We start from the raw sequence: 15,915 nt of genomic DNA, 5'->3' as shown, positions 1-15,915 counted from the left end.
GTATACCGCCGTCTGCAGGCTGCGGTCACGCCTTCCGTCAAGTCCGCCGCAATGTCGGACAAAACTAGAGCCCGGTGAAGTTGAGGGAGGACAGTAAGCGGAGGAAGGGTTCGTGGCGCAAGGAGACGACGTCGGACGGTACTTGTACTGGTCCGATCACTGTGTTCGCGCTGTTGCCGAGGAGGTCGGCCTGGCCTTGGAACGCGGCTGGCAGTGGTCCTTCACCCTCAGCCTGCCCATGACGCAACTCCAGATCGGAGAGGGCAACCGCGCCAGAAACCGCCTGCTGACGGCGCAGCGGATCCTCAGAAGGCTCGGGTCCCTCGCAGCCACCGCCTTCGATGTATCGAAGGGCCGCGCGGAACCGGAGCGATCCGTGCTGTCGGAGAGCGGTCATAGGCTTCCCCCATGAGTTTGGTCCGCGCCCGGGTGTGGCGCTTCACGGTCGAGAAGGGAAAGGCCGGTGCTGAGGCCGTCCAGGCTGTTGAGATCGGGCAAGGCCCTCTGCCGGTGTCCTTGGCCGCTGTGATCAACATCAATGCCCTTGCTTGCGACCTGCGCAAGACGGTCGATCAGCGTGTGCGCGACCACGAGATTAGCCTCCTCCTCAGCTATATCGCCGGCATCCCGGACACCGGTCCGCTCGGGGTCGACTGCCCTGCCCTCGATTCCAGCTCCGGCCATATCCGGCGCTTCGTCAGCGAGTGCACCGGGCTCGGGGTAATGACCGCCACCAGCGAGGCCCTATTCGACTGGGAGCCCGGGGCCAACGGCCTCAGCAGTTTCGACGTCCTGCCCGGAAAACTAGTCGGGACCTACACGAAGACGGGTGTGCGGCCCGATCTGCTCTATGACCTGGCCGCCGGCCCGCTCGCCGGGGAGGCGCGGGGCCGCCGCCGGGACCATGAGCAGATGTTCCCGGCCGGCAAAGGCACTCAGCCGCAGAAGACACGATTGGCAAAGCTCGCACAGTGGTCCATCGACCACGACGATCACGCCTACTTCATGAGCTGGGTCTGGCTCGGCAAGGGCGGCGTCTACGTCGACATCTTCCTGCCCGACGACTCCCCGGCCGCGGTCGGGCTCAGGACCGGATGGATTGACACGCCGGGAAGCACGCCGCCCTGGCGATTCCGTGTTCCGCGGCCCGATGCCCGTCGGCAAGCGGACCTGGACCCGGAAGAACCAGTCGTGTCCCAGGCCGCTCCCGCGCCAGAGTCCGGCGGCCAGGGCTCGGCAGTTTCACCCGGGGCCCACATCAGGGCAGCGATCAACCGGGCCGAGTCGTTGGTCGAGGCGGCGATGAACCGGTCCTTCAATCATGAGGAGGACACACTCGGCACGCTCTCCGACGTACCAGTCCGTGGCCGGTGGATCCGCGGCGATGCCGTCGGCCAGGCACGCCACGAAGTGCTGCTCGGCGTCCTGGAAGAGCGAGTGCCAGTGGACCACCGGGCCCAGCGCCACATTCTGGCCTCTCAAGAGGCCGACCGGCTCGATGTGTTCCTTGAAGGCCGCCTGCTCACCGTCGTGCAACCGGTCGACAGCCCGCGGCCGAGCTGGGACCGGATCCAATCAGAGCTGCTGGGGTAGGCAGGTCGCCGATCAGCTACGGCCCAGTTCCGCCTCGCACGCCTATTCTAGCCTTCTTGCGGTAAATGCCATGCTGTACCAGGGCGTTGTCCGCGATGATGGTGCGGTGCGAGTGACTCGATTGCTGATATCGGACTTCCGGGGCTGGAAGTCCCTCGACCTGCGCCCTCGCGATCACGCGGTCGTGGCTGGCGTGCCCCGCGCTGGCCGCAGCGATGTCATCGAGGCGCTGGCGCGCGTGCTCGACCCGGACGCTGCGCATGCTCCGTCGTTGTCGGATCTCCATCAAAGTGTGCCTGTGGAAGGAGAGGGCGAAGGCGAGAGTTCCCAGTCCGGTGATGGCTTGGAGGGGGCCCTGTTTGAGTCGGCAGAGTCGCTCTGGGTTTCCACGGCCGAGGTGGAGGTCACCCTTTCTGATCTCGACCCGGAGGTCGAGCAGTTGGTTGACGGCCACCTCCAGCCGCTCGACGCGTGGGGGTCCGCCTCCGAGAGCGATGAGGCGAACCCTTCCGCTCCCCAGTGCGTCCGCCTTACCTATCGGCTCAGCTACGACCGCGAGACCGAGGCGCTGGAGTCCGTTGTCTACTACCCAGCGGGCAGCAACCCGGAGACCGGGAAGTTTGCGCGGGTGCCGGCTGCCGTACGTCGGGCGCTTCCGGTCATCACCCTCAATGCGGGCGTTCCCCTGCAGCTTCGAGCAGGCGGGAACCTGCGACGGTACGTCGAGGAGCGGGACCCCAAGGCTGCCGTCGCCGCGTTCGAAGTGTTGCGCGACGCGGTCAGCCAGGCCGTGGCCGATCTGTCCGCGGACCTGGCCATCACCGAGGCCGTGGACGCTGTTCTGGCCGTGGGTGGCACCGGCAAGCGGCTGGGAGACCGCCCGATCACCGCTGGGGACATCGGCTTCCTCGCCGAGGACGGATCCGTCAGCGCCCTTTTGCGTACTCTGCGGGCCGCGCTGCGGCTGGACGCCGCCGGGCCGCTGGCCCTGGCGAACCACGGCAGTACGGTGACCGCCGTTCTCTCCATGGCCGAGGCCATGCTGCTTGCGGATGTTCCCGGTGCGGTCGTACTCGCCGATGACTTCGGCGATCAGCTCGACGCTGCCACCGCCGAGCATCTGGCCTCACTGATCCGCAATCGGTCCGGACAAGCCTGGCTGTCGACCCGCCGGCCTGAAGTGGCGCGCGCATTCGAACCAGGCGAGGTGGTCCGCCTCGTCCGCCACGGAGGCCAGCGAGTGCACCACCAGCTTCCGCAGGTCAGTGACCGCAAGCAGCTCGTCGCCCACCGCCAGCTCCACACTCAGCTGCTCCCTGCGCTCACCGCGCCCGTCATCGCAGTCACCGAGGGCCCGCACGATGTCGCGGTCCTCGGAATGGCCAACCGTCGGTACCCTCCGAGCAGGCTGCCCCTGTCCGCCTACGGTGTCCGCCTCGTCGCCGCCGGGACGGGTGCCGACGGCGGCATCGACCAGGTCCCTCAGATCGCCGACCTTGCCAAGCAGCTTGGCTTCCGTGTGGTCGGCGTTGTCGACGCCGACAAGCCGTCCCAGCAGTCGGCTGCGCAGCTCGACAAGGTTGAGAAGTCGTGCGACGTCGTGATCAGGCTTCCGGAGAAGACTGCGGTCGAACGTGCGATCACCGCTGGCGTCTCGCTGGCTCACCTCGCTGCGGCCAGCTCGGTCCTTACCGCGTTCGGGCAGCAGGATCCCCTATCCGCCGAAGCCACCGAGCGGACCGTCACGAAGCTCTGCGTGATGCTCCACGGCAAGAGCCTGCACGAGCCCTTCCTCGACGCCCTCTATCGAGAGCTGCAGCCGGAACCTGCAGACGCGGAAGACCATGATGGGGAGGAGTCGGAAGAGGAGGAGCCCGTGGTGCACCCGCCGCTCCTGGTGGCGATTCTGGACGCCATCGCCACGGCCGCCAGCTTCAGCTACAACGGCCCCACGACGATCGACCTTGAGGATGTCAGCCGTCCTGACGAGGGCGCAGCGTGACGTACGAGGCCAAGGGGGAGCAGCGAGACGTCATCGAGAGTACCGCGCCGGTGCTCGTCGTACTCGGGGGCGCTGGCACGGGCAAGACCACCACCGCCGTTGCAGCAGCGCGCCGCCACCTCGAAGACGCCGACGAACGTTTGGCTCTCCGGCGCCGAACGGCTCATCAGTCCGGACGCAGGACGAGGCTTCCCGCCCCTGAGCGGGTCCTCTTCCTTTCCTTCTCCCGCACCGCGGTGGCACAGATCATCGATCGATCGTCCAATGTCATCGGACCGCTGGCTTCCCGCCTGGAAGTCGCCACCTTCCACGGTTTCGCGTGGCGCATCATCAACAGCTTCGGCCCACACCACGGATACCCTCAGCCCCTTGCCGTGCTGAGCGAAGCGCAGCGCCTCGTCGGGGGAGCCCAGCCCGGCCTCACCTACAACCAACTGGTCCCTGCGGCGATGGAGCTGTTCGGTCTGAAAAAGGTGCGCGACCACTACAACGGCCGGTACGGCCTCGTGATCTGCGACGAGTTCCAGGACACCGACGACCAGGAATGGCAGTTCCTCCAGCAGATTGCACCGGCCGCGCGCCGCATCCTGCTGGGCGACGCCAACCAGTGCATCTACGCGGGCTTCAAGCACATTGATGCCGACGCCCGGATCGCCACAGCGATGCGACTGTCTGGTTCCAACAAGATCATGTTGCCGCCGCTCAGCTACCGCGACCCGAGCGGAACCCTGCCGGCCGCAGCAGAAGCCGCCTTGCGACGCGACTTCACCCACGACGCCATCCGCGCGGCCGCCGCTGCGGGGCGTATCTCGGTAACCGACTACGTCGACGGCCACGGACATGCCGAGGTCATCGACCTCGCGCGCCGCGCTCGGAAGGATGGCCACACCGTCAGCATCTTCACCCACACCAACGTGGCGACCTCCAGCTTGTCCGACGCCCTCCTCTACGACGGCCTCGTGCACGAGCAGGTCGGCCTCACCGAGGCATACGGTGAAGCCCTCGCCGCACAACTCGCCCTGGTGAAGGTCGCACTGAAAATCCCCGACTCGCGGGCCCGCCGAGCGCTGGCTGCCTACGTCCAGGCCACGGAGCGGAAGGGGCCCAAGGTGGTGCCGCTCGCCCAGCAGATGCTCGACCCTACGACCAACCCGCCCCTTCACAACGCACTGAAGCGACTCGCACGGGACCTGCGAGCCTCGGTCGGTGAGGGTGACCAGCCCGACATTGCGAGGCTCGCAGAGGTGGTCACGAACGCCTACAGCACGGTTGGAGCCGCCCGCGGCCAGGAGACCTGGATGCAGGCGGCCCGTCAGACGCGCATTGCGCTCCGCCACTTCGACAAGGACTGCTTCGACGCTGCCGCAGTCGAGCAGGAGCTGCTCCGGGCACGCAACGAAGCTCTGGTCGGGGCAGGAGCAGCCCGACGAGCTCCGATCCAAGTCATGAACCTCCACCAGACCAAGGGTCGAGAAGCCGACAGCACGATCTTGCTCCTCGGAAGCAACGAGTTCCATGGCTCCGAAGGAGAGCCGTACCCGACCGGCTCCAAGCTGCTGTACGTCGTGATGACCCGCGCCCGGCAGAAGGCACATCTCGTTGTTCCCAATCTGGTGCACGGTCTCTGGCAACCGCTCGTTGCCGCCCTACGGTAGGAACGCTGCGGTCTTCTGGCCCGTAGCTGACTGGTGGAACACAGCTGTGCGGCGGATCGACATGCATGGCTGCCGTGGGCGATTCAGTCCTTCGACTGGGTTCGCTGTCAAACGCCTTGCTTGGATGGCAGGGGACAAGTTCGCCGGGGGCAGACAGGAAAGATCCTCGAAAGACTGGCCAACGCGGGCAGGGGCATGTCAACGTAGACGACCTTGCAGGAAACCCCCAGGTCAGAGAGGTGATTGCCCGTGACCGTGGCTCCCGTCAACCCCGGATTCTCTACCACCGTCGAAGCCCTACGGCGGCGCGAGTGGCAGCTCGGCCCGGGCCAGCCCACGCTCGTCATGGACCAGTTCTCCGCCGAGGACTTCCACCTGATTGTGGACGATCGGGCGGACGTGCACGTCAGCAGCAAGGACGGCCGCTTCTACCTCGGGTGGTTCCCGTTCGGGCGCCCCGGCACCGACGGCGAGGGGTGGAAGATCGCCGTCACCGGCACGGCCAAGGTACGCGGCTACCGCCTGTCCTTCGATACCGAGACGCCGGCCGATATCGTCGCCGCCGCCGTGGCGCGTGTGCTGGAGACCTCCCGGCGCCCGTAGCACCGGAGGCTCGAGCCGGAAGGCCGACACTGGAGATTGCCCTCCGTATCCCGGCGGCATCACAGGCCGCCGCTCACCGCGTTCCCCCATACAAGGAGACTCTGTCCGTGACTCACCCGGAGTTGACCGTCGGCGATCTCATCGACCTGTTGTCCGCCTGCGACCAGAGCGCTCCGGTGTGGCAGGCGATGAACCCGTTCTTCCCGATGGCGCACCGCCTCGCGCAGGTCGTCCAGGTCGTGGACGAGACCGGTCGGCCCGTCGTCTACCTCGCCGAAGGGCGGGACGCGAACACGCAGCTCGGTCATTTGCCGCCCGAGGTCGCCGTCGAGCTGGCCTGGCAGTCTCCGGTCCAGGCGCCCCCGCGCCGCCCCCGCCGCAGTGCCGGCGGCAAGTAGTACCGCATCTCGCCTTTTGGAGGCGTCCCTGCATCCCGAGTCTCCGCTCGACCCGCCCACCCCGAACGGCGCCCCGCCCGCGTACTGGGTCGGCCCCCGTCACCTGGCCGGTGACGACGGACGTCTCTACGACGCCGTCGCCGACACGCTCGTCGGCCTCGGCTGGACGAGCCTGACGACCGTCCGCGGACGGCACGAGCCGGACGAGGCGCCGCAGGACCGCCAGGTCCTGCGCAGCACCGTCCTGCACATCAGCCCCGACACCCTCCGCTGGGCCCAATGGGTGCTGGCGGACGAGCCGTTCCATCTGGGGGAGCTGCCGATCGCCTGGCAGCTCTCCGCACGCGTGGACACCAGCAGCCCGCTCGCGCAGTGGTCCGCCTACTTCACCCCCGACATCCCGGGGGAGGTCCTCGTCGACTTCCTCGTCGCGCTCGACGCCCGCGAGCAGCCCGGAGTCCCGCTCGGCGGCCCCGAGCTGGTCCTCGACGCGGTCACCGCGCACGGCTGGTTCCGCGACATCGACCAGCCCCATGCGGGAGCGATGGACCCGACCTTCACCTCGCACATCAGCCTCGGCGAGGTGCCACCCCTCATCCAGGACGCCGACCCGCGCGCCCTGACGGCCGTGGCCGAGGAGGCGGGACCCGGCGGGTGGCAGGCGTGGGCCGAGCCGGCGCCGGGTTCACCATGCCTGTGGGCCGCATCCTTCGGTGCCGGCGTGCCGCACGACCTCGTCGCGTGCTTCGCCCACGCGCTCAGCTCCACCGCACCGGTCCTGCGCCGGGTGCTGCCCGAGAGCACGCGGGAGCGGCTCCTGCGCGCTCCGGCCGACTGAGGTCCGAGGCCGGCCGCTCCACCCGCCCGCCACACGTGAAGCTCGGCCAGCCCGATCCGGGGCGGCCGAGCTTCACGCGTTCTGGGCTGCTGTTCACCGTAAGAGGTGAACGTGCCTCTCCACACGGGGCGCGGAACCCCGAACACCAGCGCGGGCTGCTCCGGGGCAGCACACTGGCACCGCAAATGCACGTCGCGTCGAAGGAGATGTCGCAGTGACCGAATCGACCACCGCACCTGATCTGCGGACGGGCCGTTGCCAGTGCGGTGATATCGCGTACGAGGTGGCAGGCGTTCCGGACGATCCGCACCTGTGTTCCTGTGGCCATTGCACTCTGTTGTCCGGTTCACCGGCGATGGCGTGGGTCGGGTTCCGTCGGGAGACGCTGATCTGGACCGGCCGCGGCGGGGAGCCGACGTGGTACTCGACCTGGCCGACCCTGCGCCGCGGCCACTGCGCGCGCTGCGGCACCCACCTCGTCTCCGTAGCCGACGGCTCGGACATGGTCATGGTGACGACGTTCAGCCTCACCGGGCAGAGCGACGGCTTGGAGCCCGTGGGGCACAGCTTCCGTCAGCACGCCGTGCCGTGGATGACCGTCACCCTCGCTCCCGACCCGCTCCACTCGTAGCAGCACCGGGCTGGGCGCCGTGGAGCATCGCAAAGACCACGTGCGCGGCGCCCCCGACCGCGATGGCCGGGGAAGCCCCGGCGTCGTCATGTGGCTGACTGCCAGCGGGCTGCTGTGGCCTTGGCGATGGTCTTGTTGAGGTGCCGGTCCACCAGGGCCGGTGAGCCGGAGACGATCAGCAGCACGCTGCCGTCGCGGACCGCGGTCTGCTTCACCACCGTGTCGCGTCCACCTGCGGAGAAGGTCAGCAGATGGCTCCACTGCTCGTCACCGAGCGGGGGCGGGGCCATCTTCTGCGTGGCCATGTCGGAAGCGCGCGGGTTCGCGGAATCCTGCAGCCGAAGCCCACCGAACCCGTACGTCATTTCCCTACCGTCGGGGCCCTTTGTGCGGGTTCGGGTCTGCTTGCCGTCGCGCGACCGGCCTCCCGCTGGGCGCTGCCCTTCCGCGCCGGGACTTCAGCGTCAGCTGGTCCAGCCGTTCACGTCGAAACGCTGGAACAGGGCCGGAAGGAACTCACACAGGAGGTCCCGGGCGTATTCGAAGTCCCTGAGTTCGTCGTGGCCGAACCGGAAGACCTCGTAACCTCTGAGCTTGAGGTCGCGGTCGCCGGCCGCCATCTCCGCGTACTTGGAGCTGTCGGGGACCTGACCGTCGTCTCGGGTGTAGTGCTGGGACCCGTCGACCTCGAATACGACGCGCTGCCCGTGGGGCAGCAGGAGCAGGAAGTCCATGCGGGAGCGCAGTAGCGCTTCGGGACCCCGCTCGCGGACGGTCTTATGGTCCCAGTGGAGCCACACTTCGGGCAGGAGGGCCGGGAGGTCGTAGACGGCGGGCCCGAAGATCTGGTGGTAGAGCTCGAAGAGATTGCGCTGGCCGGGGGAGTTGTCGGGCAGGCTGCGGCGAAGCCGGTGGTAGAGGGTCTTTTTCGCTTCGGCTTCGCTGGGGAGTTGTTGGCTGTTCTGCCACCAGCTCTGGAGGTCTCGCCAGCGGATGCCGTCCCCCGTGATCTGGCGGTCGTAGACGAGGACGTTGTCGGGGTCGCCCACGATCTCGATGTCGTTGTCCACTGCGGATAGGAAGCGGATGTCCGGCTTGGTGAGCGAGGCGAAGATGACGTTTTTCGGCCGTCGGTTGTCGGCGAGGCGGGTGGAGACCATGGTGAAGCGCGGATAGCCGCCGTCGGATCCGGTCTCGCGGAGTTCGATCCCTGCGTTGCGGATGTGCTTGTTGAACACGTTCACGAGGTGACGCTGGGCGGGCTCGTCGAGGAGGACATCTGCGGAGACCACCTGCTCGAGGAACCGGGCGAGCCGTGCGTCGCTGGCTTCGAACGCCCCCAGGTGCTCGAAGAGGTCCTCGGCCGACCAGTCCTCCGGGTTGCGGAAGACGTGCTGCTGGATGTGCTGTCTTAAACTCGGCGTGCGGTCGGCGCTGGGCAGCAGCAAGTCAGCGAGGGATTCCTCGCGGTCGAGCACCCAGAAGCGCTCCAGGAGCGCCATTAACCGGGCTTCGCTTCGGGCCATGTCCGTCAGGTCCAGGGCGCGTGCCAGCTCGCGGCGGACCCTCTTGGGTATCTCCGGCGGTGAAGTCTCCGCCCACAGCAGGTCCTCTATCGCGTTGCGCGTCGCGGGGGTCAGGTTCCTTCGGGCCAGGATGTGTTCCGCGACTCGGGGAAGGTCGCCGTCGGATACCTGGGCGAGGCTGCGTTCGACCCGTACGCGCTTCGACCCTTCGTCTTCGGGGACCGGCGGCATGCCTAGCTGCGCAAATGCGGTGTTGAGCGTGGGGTGCGTGTTCTCATCGCCGAGGGGTGAGACGACATCACTCACCAGCTGCCGAAGTGCCGAGCGATCCTTGCTGTCGACCATCCGTCGATGATTCCAGAGCCTCGTCGCCCAGTCAGCGGTCTGCGCTGCCAGACGAGACACTGGACGCCCGTATAAAGCGTAGGCGATGTCAGCTCCGTGGTGCCTGGTGGCCTGCTGTGCTGGCGGCTGTCCATGGTGCGACGAGCGCGGCGGCCATGGAGACGGCTGCCAGGAGGCCAAAGAGGGGGCCGTAGCCGCCGAGAGGGGCCGCGAGGGCGGCGCCGGCACCGGCGCCGCCGCTGCGCTGGACGCCGAGTGCTACCTCGCCGCCCGGAAGTCGGCCGAGCCGGAGCTCGCCGCGGCCACAGCCTGAGCAGCACACACGGCGCGGGCCCGAACCACAGCGCTGGGCGGGCCCGTCGTGCTGTGTGCGACGGGTCAGCGTGGGAGCTTCGCGGTGCGCTCGAGGTGGGCGGAAGATGATGCGGCGGGCTTCGGCTCGCTGGTGTCGGTGGGGAGGGCAAGGGACGCGACGGTGACGAGGCCGAGAGCGGTGGCGGCGATGCGAACGCGCATGTCGGACTGAGCCCTTGGTGCTAGGCGACGAGTGGTCAGTGCGGGCCCGCGGGCCCGGTGGGGTCGTAGGAGTGGGGGTCAGTGGCCGAGGTGTCGCAGGCAGTCCTCGAAGGTGGCGTGCGTCGCGTCCGCCGGCCCGGCGTGCCGGTTGTACCAGACGGTGTCGAGACGCCTCTCGTGCTGCTGGTGGCCTGCTCGGCAGCGCAGCCAGACCTGGTCGTGGGTGGAGAGGACAAGCCAGTCACGGTATGCGCCGCATGTGGCACAGTCGACCATCTCGCCGTCGAGGACGATCGGCCAGGGCCAGGGCATCATCCGGCCGTCGAGCTGATCGTGGCTCGGGACACGCAATTCCGGCGGGAGGAAGTCGTCCACCACCGGGACAGGTTCGTCGGCCCGCATCGCGCCCCGTATCCGTTCCACTTCCGACGGCACCAAGCCGTCCAGTCGAGCCCTCATCGTCTCGTGGAGATGGCGCATCTCGCTGATCTCCGCTCCGCGACGGCGGCGTATCCGTTGGAACACCCTGACGTTCTCCCTCGTCTCGTCCTGCACGCGTCATGATCGTGCCCTGGGCCCCGACCTGCTTCAATTCACAAACTCCACAGTCACGCCCGTCTGGTCCGGGACCCGGACCGCTGCGGTGCCTGCTGGCCCGCACGGCGTGCGGCCTGGCCCGCCCCGGGGGCGTTGCCGACCATGTCGCTGGTATCGGCGGGCAGGTCCGCGGTCCGGCGCAGTCGCCACACCAGGACGTCGCTGACGGACTCTGCCGTGTCGAGTTCCCGTCGCCCGACGGCGTCGGTAAGCAGGGCAGCGGGATCGTGGCCGGCGGCTTCGGCGTCGGCGAGGGTGGCGGCGAGCGCGTACCAGCCGGGCTCGGCAAGGATCTGCTCCGCCAGTTCCGGCAGCGCCTCGCGCAGTGCCCTTGTCTGCCGCTGGAGGAGGGGGCGGCCCAGGCGCCGGCCGCGCTGGTAGAGGGCGCCGAGCGGCTGGGCGGCAGCCAACTGGTAGGCGGCGCGCAGATGTGCGGCGGCCCGGCGCGCGGCGGCGGCCTGCTGGGCGTGGCCCTTCTTCGCATGCCAGTGGACGGCGGCGGTGATGAGGAAGAACAGCATGTCGATCGCCATGGCGGTCGACGCGCCGTCTTCGCCCCGGCCGAGGGAGGGGCCGCTTTGGACGAGGTCGCGGGCGGCCTGTCGCAGTGCCCGGTCGTGGCCGCGTTCGGCGCGGACGTGGGAGCGGGAGGCGCGCTCGAACGCGAAGGCGGCGTCACGCAATTCGCGGCGGGTGTGCGCGGCGGACGTCTTCGCCAGCGCGTCCAGGACCTCACCAGCCGAGGCGATGTAGGCGGCGGCGACCGCGTCACCGCCGCGCTCGATGACGTGCACCGCCTGCCAGGCCGCGGAGGCAGTACGTCGACGGGCGACGGACGGTCCGCTCGGCGCCGTACGTACCTTCGCATCGGCCGGCACGGCGTCCTGGTCGTGGCTTTCGGCGGACCAGCGTTCTCGGATCCGGGGCAGGGACAGGTCCGGCGCGAGACGCGCACCGGGGTAGAACACCGGCTCGTCCTGGGCGTTACGGTCGTTGGGTAGAGCGACCTTGTAGCCGAGCAGGTCCCCAGAGGGGGCGACCCGCTTGCGGATCAGCAGGCCGGCGGCGGCCAGCCGGTCGAAGAACTCCTCCTCGCTGGTCGCGCCGGCCACCGCGCGCCGGACGGTCTCGCGTAGCTCCTCCCGTGCGGTGCGCTCGCGGCCCTGGCGCTCGGCTTTGTGACGTTCGGCGCTGGTGGGTCTCTGGGCGGCGGTGCCGTCTCCCGGCGCGACCTGGTGGAGGCCGAGTTCCTTCTCGATGAGGCGGCATTCGGCCTGAGCACGCTTGCCGGAGCGGAAGTCGTCGGGGCGGCTGCCGTCCTCGCACACCAGGGTGGCGACGATGTGGATGTGATCCTCGGCGTGGCGTACGGCGGCCCACCGGCAGCCGGTCCGTCCGTCACCGGGGTCGATGCCGGTGGCGGCCACGATGCGTCGGGCGATGTCGCCCCACTCCTCATCGGTGAGAATCCGGTCGTCGGCGGTCGCGCGCACGGAGGTGTGCCAGACGTGCTTGGCAGGACGTGCGTGTTCGGGGAGAGCCTGGACGGGCTGGTCGAGGAGCTGCTGGAGGTCCTTGAGGGTGGCTTTCGGGTCGCGGCCGGGGTCGGGGGACATGCCGTCGAAGGAGGCCACGAGGTGGGGGTCGGTGTGCTCCTCGTGCTTGCCCGGGCCATAGAGGTACGCGAGCAAGCCGATCGTCCGGGAGCCGGCCTTGTGGATGCTGGGGATCATGGAGCGCGCTGCTCGATCAGTCGGGCAGAGGCTTCACGCACGCTCTCGGCGGCGCGTTGGACGGCGGCGACCGCTGCTTCCAGCTGTGGTGCCTCGGCGCCGGAGTTGAGGGCCTTGACCGCCTGGTTGAGGTTGCTGCCGGCCCAGCCGAGTCTGCGGCGGCTGTCGAAGAGGGCGGTGATCACTTCGCGCTCGTCGGCGATCTCGGCGCTGGTGCGGTCGAGGTCACGGGCGGCGGCGAGCGCGGCACGGGCGAGGAACCCGGCGACGGACAGGTTACATCGGGCGGCGGCGGACTTGATCAGGGCGAACTCTTCATCGTTGAAACGCGTGTTGGGCTGATGTAGGCGCTTCTTCTCGCGCGGCTGACGCGGACGCTGGCGGGCGCGGGCACTGCGCTCGCGGTGGCTGCGGTGCTGCAACGGCTTCTCCTCCTGCTCCGGCTTCGATTCGCCCTCGGTCGAAGCCTCCAGGACCTGTGCCCCCCGGTGCAGGTCCTCTCCCGCCCCCTCGGGGGCGGGTTCGGCGGAAGCTACGCTTCCGCCCCAACTTGCTCGCCTCGAGACCGAGTTGGGGTCAGGGGCAGGTTCTGGGGCGGTGCCGTTCTCGTGCAGGGTTGTCATCGGGTATCGGGCCTCGGTGAGCGGGTGCGGAGCTGGATTGCGGCGGCCAGGTCGACGACGTCGGCCGGCCCTGCGAAGACGCGTACGAGCCCGGCGGCCTCGTGCTGGACGAGCCACTGGCTGCTCGGGACGGGAACTGCGGCGTGCAGAAGCCGCCGCCGGACCAAGACGTCCGCCCAGGCGTTGGTCTCGGCGACCGTTGGGCTGGACGTGCGGGTGGGAAGGGGCACCATGGGGACCTCCTGGAGCGGGGGCGGTGGCCCGGCACAGGCCGGGCCACCGCTGGTGGTAGAGGCTTTGACTTGTTGGTTTGCAGGTCAGCCGCACTCGGGGCAGCGTCCGACGTGGCCGCTGAGTGCCCGGGCCATCCGCGCCTTCGTTGACGCGGCGTATTTTGCGCTGCACTTCGCCGCTGGCTTTCCGGCATGCCGCTCGGAGTGAGCGTTCAGGAAACCGATCTCCCGCTCGTACTCCTTACGAAGGGCCATGAACCGCGGGCAGGTCTTCATCGGGTGCTGCTCCTTGTTTTCGTGGTGGCGTCCTCGCTCCGCAGTTGCTGGAGGGCGAGGCCCAATCGGTCGTTCCGGCCGCCCTTGAGGCCCTCGCGCCGGATGATCTCCCTCAGCTGGACCCGGGTCACGGCTTCGTTGCCGTCCCGTTTGAGCAAGGCTGGTACGTGAGGGCGGACCTGTTCGACGAGGTGCTCCACGGACTGCTCCGGCTCGAGCGGCGGACGCTGCGTCTGCGGGTTCCGGGACCTGCTCCGCTTGTCTGCCCTGCTCTTGACCTCCGTGGTCGGCTTCCGCTTGAGGGTCACCTTGTGCTTCCGGTCCTCGGTGGTGTCGGTCCCCGTGTCGGGGGTGCTCGGTCCCCGGTCCCCGGTGGTGTCGGTCCCCGACTCGGTATTACTCGGTCCCCGGCGCAGGTCAGGGCCCTGAGCAGGCGCTTTCGCCGCAGTGAGGTCGGTCCCCACGCAGCTGATGCGGTCCATTTGGGACTCTGGTTCGACCGCCCCGGTGCCCGCGCCGTCGCGGTCCCCGGCCCCCGCGTCACGGTCCCCGGTCCCCAGCTCGGTTCCCGCTTCCCGGTCCCCGGCTCCGGGGACCGGTCCCCTCTCCATGTCCGGTCCCCGGTCCCCGGCGGGTTCGGAGGCGGCACGGGGACCGTTGACGGGGGCCGTGGTGCCCCAGACGGTTGGTGCGGGGACCGTGATGGTCGTGGTGTTGTCGTGGTGCGGGGACCACGGGGAGGGCAGGGGGACTGTGGCGAGCGAGAGTGCGTGCCGGCGGGCGGCAAGCTGGTCGAGCAGCTCGGCGCGCTGGGCAGGGTCCGTTCCGACCGAGGCCCGGCCGATGGCCTTCGACAGCTTCCGCGTGAGTCGCCGGCCGCGCCAGTTCTGCTGCTGTTTGGGGGTGCGTTCGGCGAGGCGGGCGGCGAGCGCGACCGCGCGGGCGGTGGCTCGGTCGCGGGTGATCTGCGCGGCGTCGCGGTCCCGTGCGGCGATGCCGAGGCGGGAAAGCAGCCGCTCGCGTGCCTCACGCCCGAGGACGGCGAGCAGGCCGTGGGAGGCGGCACCAGGGGTGCGCACGCGTAGTTCGATGCCCATGGCGAGGTGCCACAGCATCGCCGCCATGACCGGTCCGACGAAGGCGCGGACGGTGCCGCCGACGGGACCGCTCTCGGCGTAGGCAGGGATCACCTGCACGCCGGTGATGACCCACACCAGGGTGCCCGGCAGCCCGGGTGCCCCCTGGACGGCCAGGTTCTGCCGGGCCATCAGCGCGGTTGCGAAGAGGGCGAGTTCGGCGGCGGCGAACATACCGACGCGTTCGGCGGTACCGGCCATGTCCAGGTAGTCGGCGGCGAACCGCCAGCTCGTGTCCGCGCTGTAGGCGGTGCAGCCGAGCGCGGCGAGCGCGGCTACCTTGACCGCCGGGCTGCCGAGACGTTTCTGCGGACGGGCGCTCCGGTAACGGATCGCCCAGGCGGTCAGGGCCAGCGCCAGGGCGGTGACGGGGACGCCGATGGCGAGGAGGAGGGACAGGTCCGGGACGACACCGAGGGACAGAACGGTGGGGTGGGTCATGCGGCCTTTCCGGGAGAGGCGTGCGCCGAGGTGGGCTTCGCCGACGGGCATGTCGGCGGCTTCGCGCTGGGCTTGGCGGACTCGGATCGACTGGTCGTCGGGGCGGTCTGCGTCCCCTTCTTCTTGTTCTTGCGCCTCGGTACGCCGAGGGTCCGGTCGCGGTCGAAGACCTTGTTGGCGGCCTGCCGCAGCAGGTCACGGGCATGCTTGTGGCTGATCTGCAGGGCGGCGGCGAGCCGGTCGGGGCGCCAGCCCCGGACGTAGGCGTGGTCGATGACGACCTGGCGCTCGGCCCCGGTCAGGTGTACGTCGCGTCCGTTGAAGAAGGCGATCACGCGGCCGTAGTCGAGGCGCTGAGGCAGCCCGTCGTGCCAGGGGCGCCGTTCCGCCTCGGTCAGCCCGCCCCAGACACCCTCTTTGAGGGCGTTCTCCAGGGCGTAGTTGAGGCAGTCGCGGCGGACCGGACACAGACCGCACAGTTCCTTCGCCTCGGCGATGGCCTCGTGGTCCCGGGGGAGCGGGAAGAAGGTGGCGTCGGCGTCCTCGGGGTTCATACCGTGGCACACGCCGCGGGTGTGCCAGCTGGTGTCGCCGATGCCGCGCAGGCCGGTGGTCGGCGAGGTGTGGGTGGTGATGTGGCGCAAGATGGTCTCCGATGTGCTGCCGCGTCGGCTGGTTGGAGCCGGCGGAGGACGGACGCGGCGTCGGGGGTCGGCTGCGGCGTGGGGCGGCGCCGCAGCCGGTGCGGGACGAGGTGGTGTTGCCGGGG

The 15,915-nt window shown here is 69.3% G+C and carries 18 protein-coding genes and 1 pseudogene; 9 read left to right on the top strand and 10 right to left on the bottom strand.

What is annotated here, in order from left to right:
- Window positions 1–112: 112 nt before the first annotated feature.
- From ACTWJ9_RS07205 to ACTWJ9_RS07170, 8 genes are all read left to right on the top strand, one after another.
- Complete coding sequence (locus tag ACTWJ9_RS07205) at window positions 113–412, top strand: hypothetical protein (protein ID WP_443295412.1); 300 nt, start codon at window positions 113–115, stop codon at window positions 410–412.
- On the top strand, window positions 409–1,593 hold the full coding sequence (locus ACTWJ9_RS07200; protein ID WP_443295411.1) for a hypothetical protein: 1,185 nt from the start codon (window positions 409–411) through the stop codon (window positions 1,591–1,593). Before ACTWJ9_RS07205 ends, ACTWJ9_RS07200 begins: the two co-directional genes overlap by 4 nt.
- 70 nt (window positions 1,594–1,663) lie before the next feature.
- A complete protein-coding gene (locus tag ACTWJ9_RS07195; RefSeq protein ID WP_443295410.1) occupies window positions 1,664–3,595 on the top strand; it encodes a hypothetical protein in 1,932 nt (643 codons plus the stop codon).
- Window positions 3,592–5,250, top strand: a complete 1,659-nt coding sequence (locus ACTWJ9_RS07190) for a UvrD-helicase domain-containing protein (protein WP_443295409.1) — start codon at window positions 3,592–3,594, stop codon at window positions 5,248–5,250. Before ACTWJ9_RS07195 ends, ACTWJ9_RS07190 begins: the two co-directional genes overlap by 4 nt.
- A 249-nt stretch (window positions 5,251–5,499) precedes the next feature.
- Window positions 5,500–5,853 (top strand): DUF317 domain-containing protein, encoded by a 354-nt coding sequence (locus tag ACTWJ9_RS07185; RefSeq protein ID WP_443295408.1) that lies wholly within the window; start codon window positions 5,500–5,502, stop codon window positions 5,851–5,853.
- 107 nt (window positions 5,854–5,960) lie between these two features.
- Window positions 5,961–6,251, top strand: coding sequence for a hypothetical protein (locus ACTWJ9_RS07180; RefSeq protein WP_443295407.1), 291 nt, complete (start codon window positions 5,961–5,963; stop codon window positions 6,249–6,251).
- A 16-nt stretch (window positions 6,252–6,267) separates the two neighbouring features.
- Window positions 6,268–7,089 (top strand): DUF317 domain-containing protein, encoded by an 822-nt coding sequence (locus tag ACTWJ9_RS07175; protein WP_443295406.1) that lies wholly within the window; start codon window positions 6,268–6,270, stop codon window positions 7,087–7,089.
- Window positions 7,090–7,303: 214 nt separating this feature from the next.
- A complete protein-coding gene (locus ACTWJ9_RS07170) occupies window positions 7,304–7,720 on the top strand; it encodes a GFA family protein (protein ID WP_443295405.1) in 417 nt (138 codons plus the stop codon).
- A gap of 86 nt (window positions 7,721–7,806) precedes the next feature.
- Here the strand turns inward: ACTWJ9_RS07170 and ACTWJ9_RS07165 are convergent.
- Both ACTWJ9_RS07165 and ACTWJ9_RS07160 read right to left on the bottom strand, forming a co-directional pair.
- Window positions 7,807–8,028: pseudogene (locus ACTWJ9_RS07165) on the bottom strand (hypothetical protein); the annotation flags it as partial.
- Window positions 8,029–8,184: 156 nt separating this feature from the next.
- Window positions 8,185–9,591, bottom strand: a complete 1,407-nt coding sequence (locus ACTWJ9_RS07160) for a hypothetical protein (RefSeq protein WP_443295404.1) — start codon at window positions 9,589–9,591, stop codon at window positions 8,185–8,187.
- Window positions 9,592–9,676: 85 nt separating this feature from the next.
- Here ACTWJ9_RS07160 and ACTWJ9_RS07155 point away from each other — a divergent pair, with 85 nt between their 5' ends.
- A complete protein-coding gene (locus tag ACTWJ9_RS07155) occupies window positions 9,677–9,904 on the top strand; it encodes a hypothetical protein (protein ID WP_443295403.1) in 228 nt (75 codons plus the stop codon).
- 65 nt (window positions 9,905–9,969) lie between these two features.
- On the opposite strand, the gene ACTWJ9_RS07150 is transcribed toward ACTWJ9_RS07155, so the two are convergent.
- The 8 genes from ACTWJ9_RS07150 to ACTWJ9_RS07115 all read right to left on the bottom strand — a co-directional run bounded on the left by ACTWJ9_RS07150 (window position 9,970) and on the right by ACTWJ9_RS07115 (window position 15,790).
- Entirely contained in the window at window positions 9,970–10,107 is a 138-nt protein-coding gene (locus tag ACTWJ9_RS07150; RefSeq protein ID WP_443295402.1) for a hypothetical protein, read from the bottom strand.
- Window positions 10,108–10,185: 78 nt separating this feature from the next.
- The gene (locus tag ACTWJ9_RS07145) at window positions 10,186–10,662 is read right to left on the bottom strand and encodes a hypothetical protein (protein ID WP_443295401.1); all 477 of its coding nucleotides are present in this window, start codon (window positions 10,660–10,662) and stop codon (window positions 10,186–10,188) included.
- Window positions 10,663–10,715: 53 nt separating this feature from the next.
- Window positions 10,716–12,437, bottom strand: a complete 1,722-nt coding sequence (locus ACTWJ9_RS07140) for a relaxase/mobilization nuclease domain-containing protein (protein ID WP_443295400.1) — start codon at window positions 12,435–12,437, stop codon at window positions 10,716–10,718.
- Window positions 12,434–12,859, bottom strand: coding sequence for a plasmid mobilization protein (locus ACTWJ9_RS07135; protein WP_240497531.1), 426 nt, complete (start codon window positions 12,857–12,859; stop codon window positions 12,434–12,436). Before ACTWJ9_RS07135 ends, ACTWJ9_RS07140 begins: the two co-directional genes overlap by 4 nt.
- Before the next feature lie 197 nt (window positions 12,860–13,056).
- The gene (locus tag ACTWJ9_RS07130) at window positions 13,057–13,293 is read right to left on the bottom strand and encodes a hypothetical protein (protein ID WP_443295399.1); all 237 of its coding nucleotides are present in this window, start codon (window positions 13,291–13,293) and stop codon (window positions 13,057–13,059) included.
- A gap of 84 nt (window positions 13,294–13,377) precedes the next feature.
- On the bottom strand, window positions 13,378–13,569 hold the full coding sequence (locus ACTWJ9_RS07125) for a hypothetical protein (protein WP_332425502.1): 192 nt from the start codon (window positions 13,567–13,569) through the stop codon (window positions 13,378–13,380).
- The gene (locus tag ACTWJ9_RS07120; RefSeq protein WP_443295398.1) at window positions 13,566–15,146 is read right to left on the bottom strand and encodes a hypothetical protein; all 1,581 of its coding nucleotides are present in this window, start codon (window positions 15,144–15,146) and stop codon (window positions 13,566–13,568) included. The genes ACTWJ9_RS07125 and ACTWJ9_RS07120 overlap by 4 nt, the downstream gene beginning before the upstream one ends.
- Window positions 15,143–15,790, bottom strand: coding sequence for a WhiB family transcriptional regulator (locus tag ACTWJ9_RS07115; RefSeq protein ID WP_443295397.1), 648 nt, complete (start codon window positions 15,788–15,790; stop codon window positions 15,143–15,145). The genes ACTWJ9_RS07120 and ACTWJ9_RS07115 overlap by 4 nt, the downstream gene beginning before the upstream one ends.
- Between the last annotated feature and the right edge of the window lie 125 nt (window positions 15,791–15,915).

The sequence above is a fragment of the Streptomyces sp. GDS52 genome, assembly GCF_052246875.1.
Taxonomy (GTDB): Bacteria; Actinomycetota; Actinomycetes; order Streptomycetales; family Streptomycetaceae; genus Streptomyces; species Streptomyces cathayae.
The sequence above is the reverse complement of the archived record's forward strand: the minus strand, read 5'-3'. Positions and strand labels throughout refer to the sequence as shown.

What these genes read in the sequence shown, in the direction of transcription:
- ACTWJ9_RS07200 (WP_443295411.1), top strand. Translation starts at nt 409, where the DNA reads ATGAGTTTGGTCCGCGCCCGGGTGTGGCGCTTCACGGTCGAGAAGGGA.
- ACTWJ9_RS07195 (WP_443295410.1), top strand. Translation starts at nt 1,664, where the DNA reads ATGCTGTACCAGGGCGTTGTCCGCGATGATGGTGCGGTGCGAGTGACT.
- ACTWJ9_RS07160 (WP_443295404.1), bottom strand. Translation starts at nt 9,591, where the DNA reads ATGGTCGACAGCAAGGATCGCTCGGCACTTCGGCAGCTGGTGAGTGAT.
- ACTWJ9_RS07155 (WP_443295403.1), top strand. Translation starts at nt 9,677, where the DNA reads ATGTCAGCTCCGTGGTGCCTGGTGGCCTGCTGTGCTGGCGGCTGTCCA.
- ACTWJ9_RS07150 (WP_443295402.1), bottom strand. Translation starts at nt 10,107, where the DNA reads ATGCGCGTTCGCATCGCCGCCACCGCTCTCGGCCTCGTCACCGTCGCG.
- ACTWJ9_RS07140 (WP_443295400.1), bottom strand. Translation starts at nt 12,437, where the DNA reads ATGATCCCCAGCATCCACAAGGCCGGCTCCCGGACGATCGGCTTGCTC.
- ACTWJ9_RS07130 (WP_443295399.1), bottom strand. Translation starts at nt 13,293, where the DNA reads ATGGTGCCCCTTCCCACCCGCACGTCCAGCCCAACGGTCGCCGAGACC.
- ACTWJ9_RS07125 (WP_332425502.1), bottom strand. Translation starts at nt 13,569, where the DNA reads ATGAAGACCTGCCCGCGGTTCATGGCCCTTCGTAAGGAGTACGAGCGG.
- ACTWJ9_RS07120 (WP_443295398.1), bottom strand. Translation starts at nt 15,146, where the DNA reads ATGACCCACCCCACCGTTCTGTCCCTCGGTGTCGTCCCGGACCTGTCC.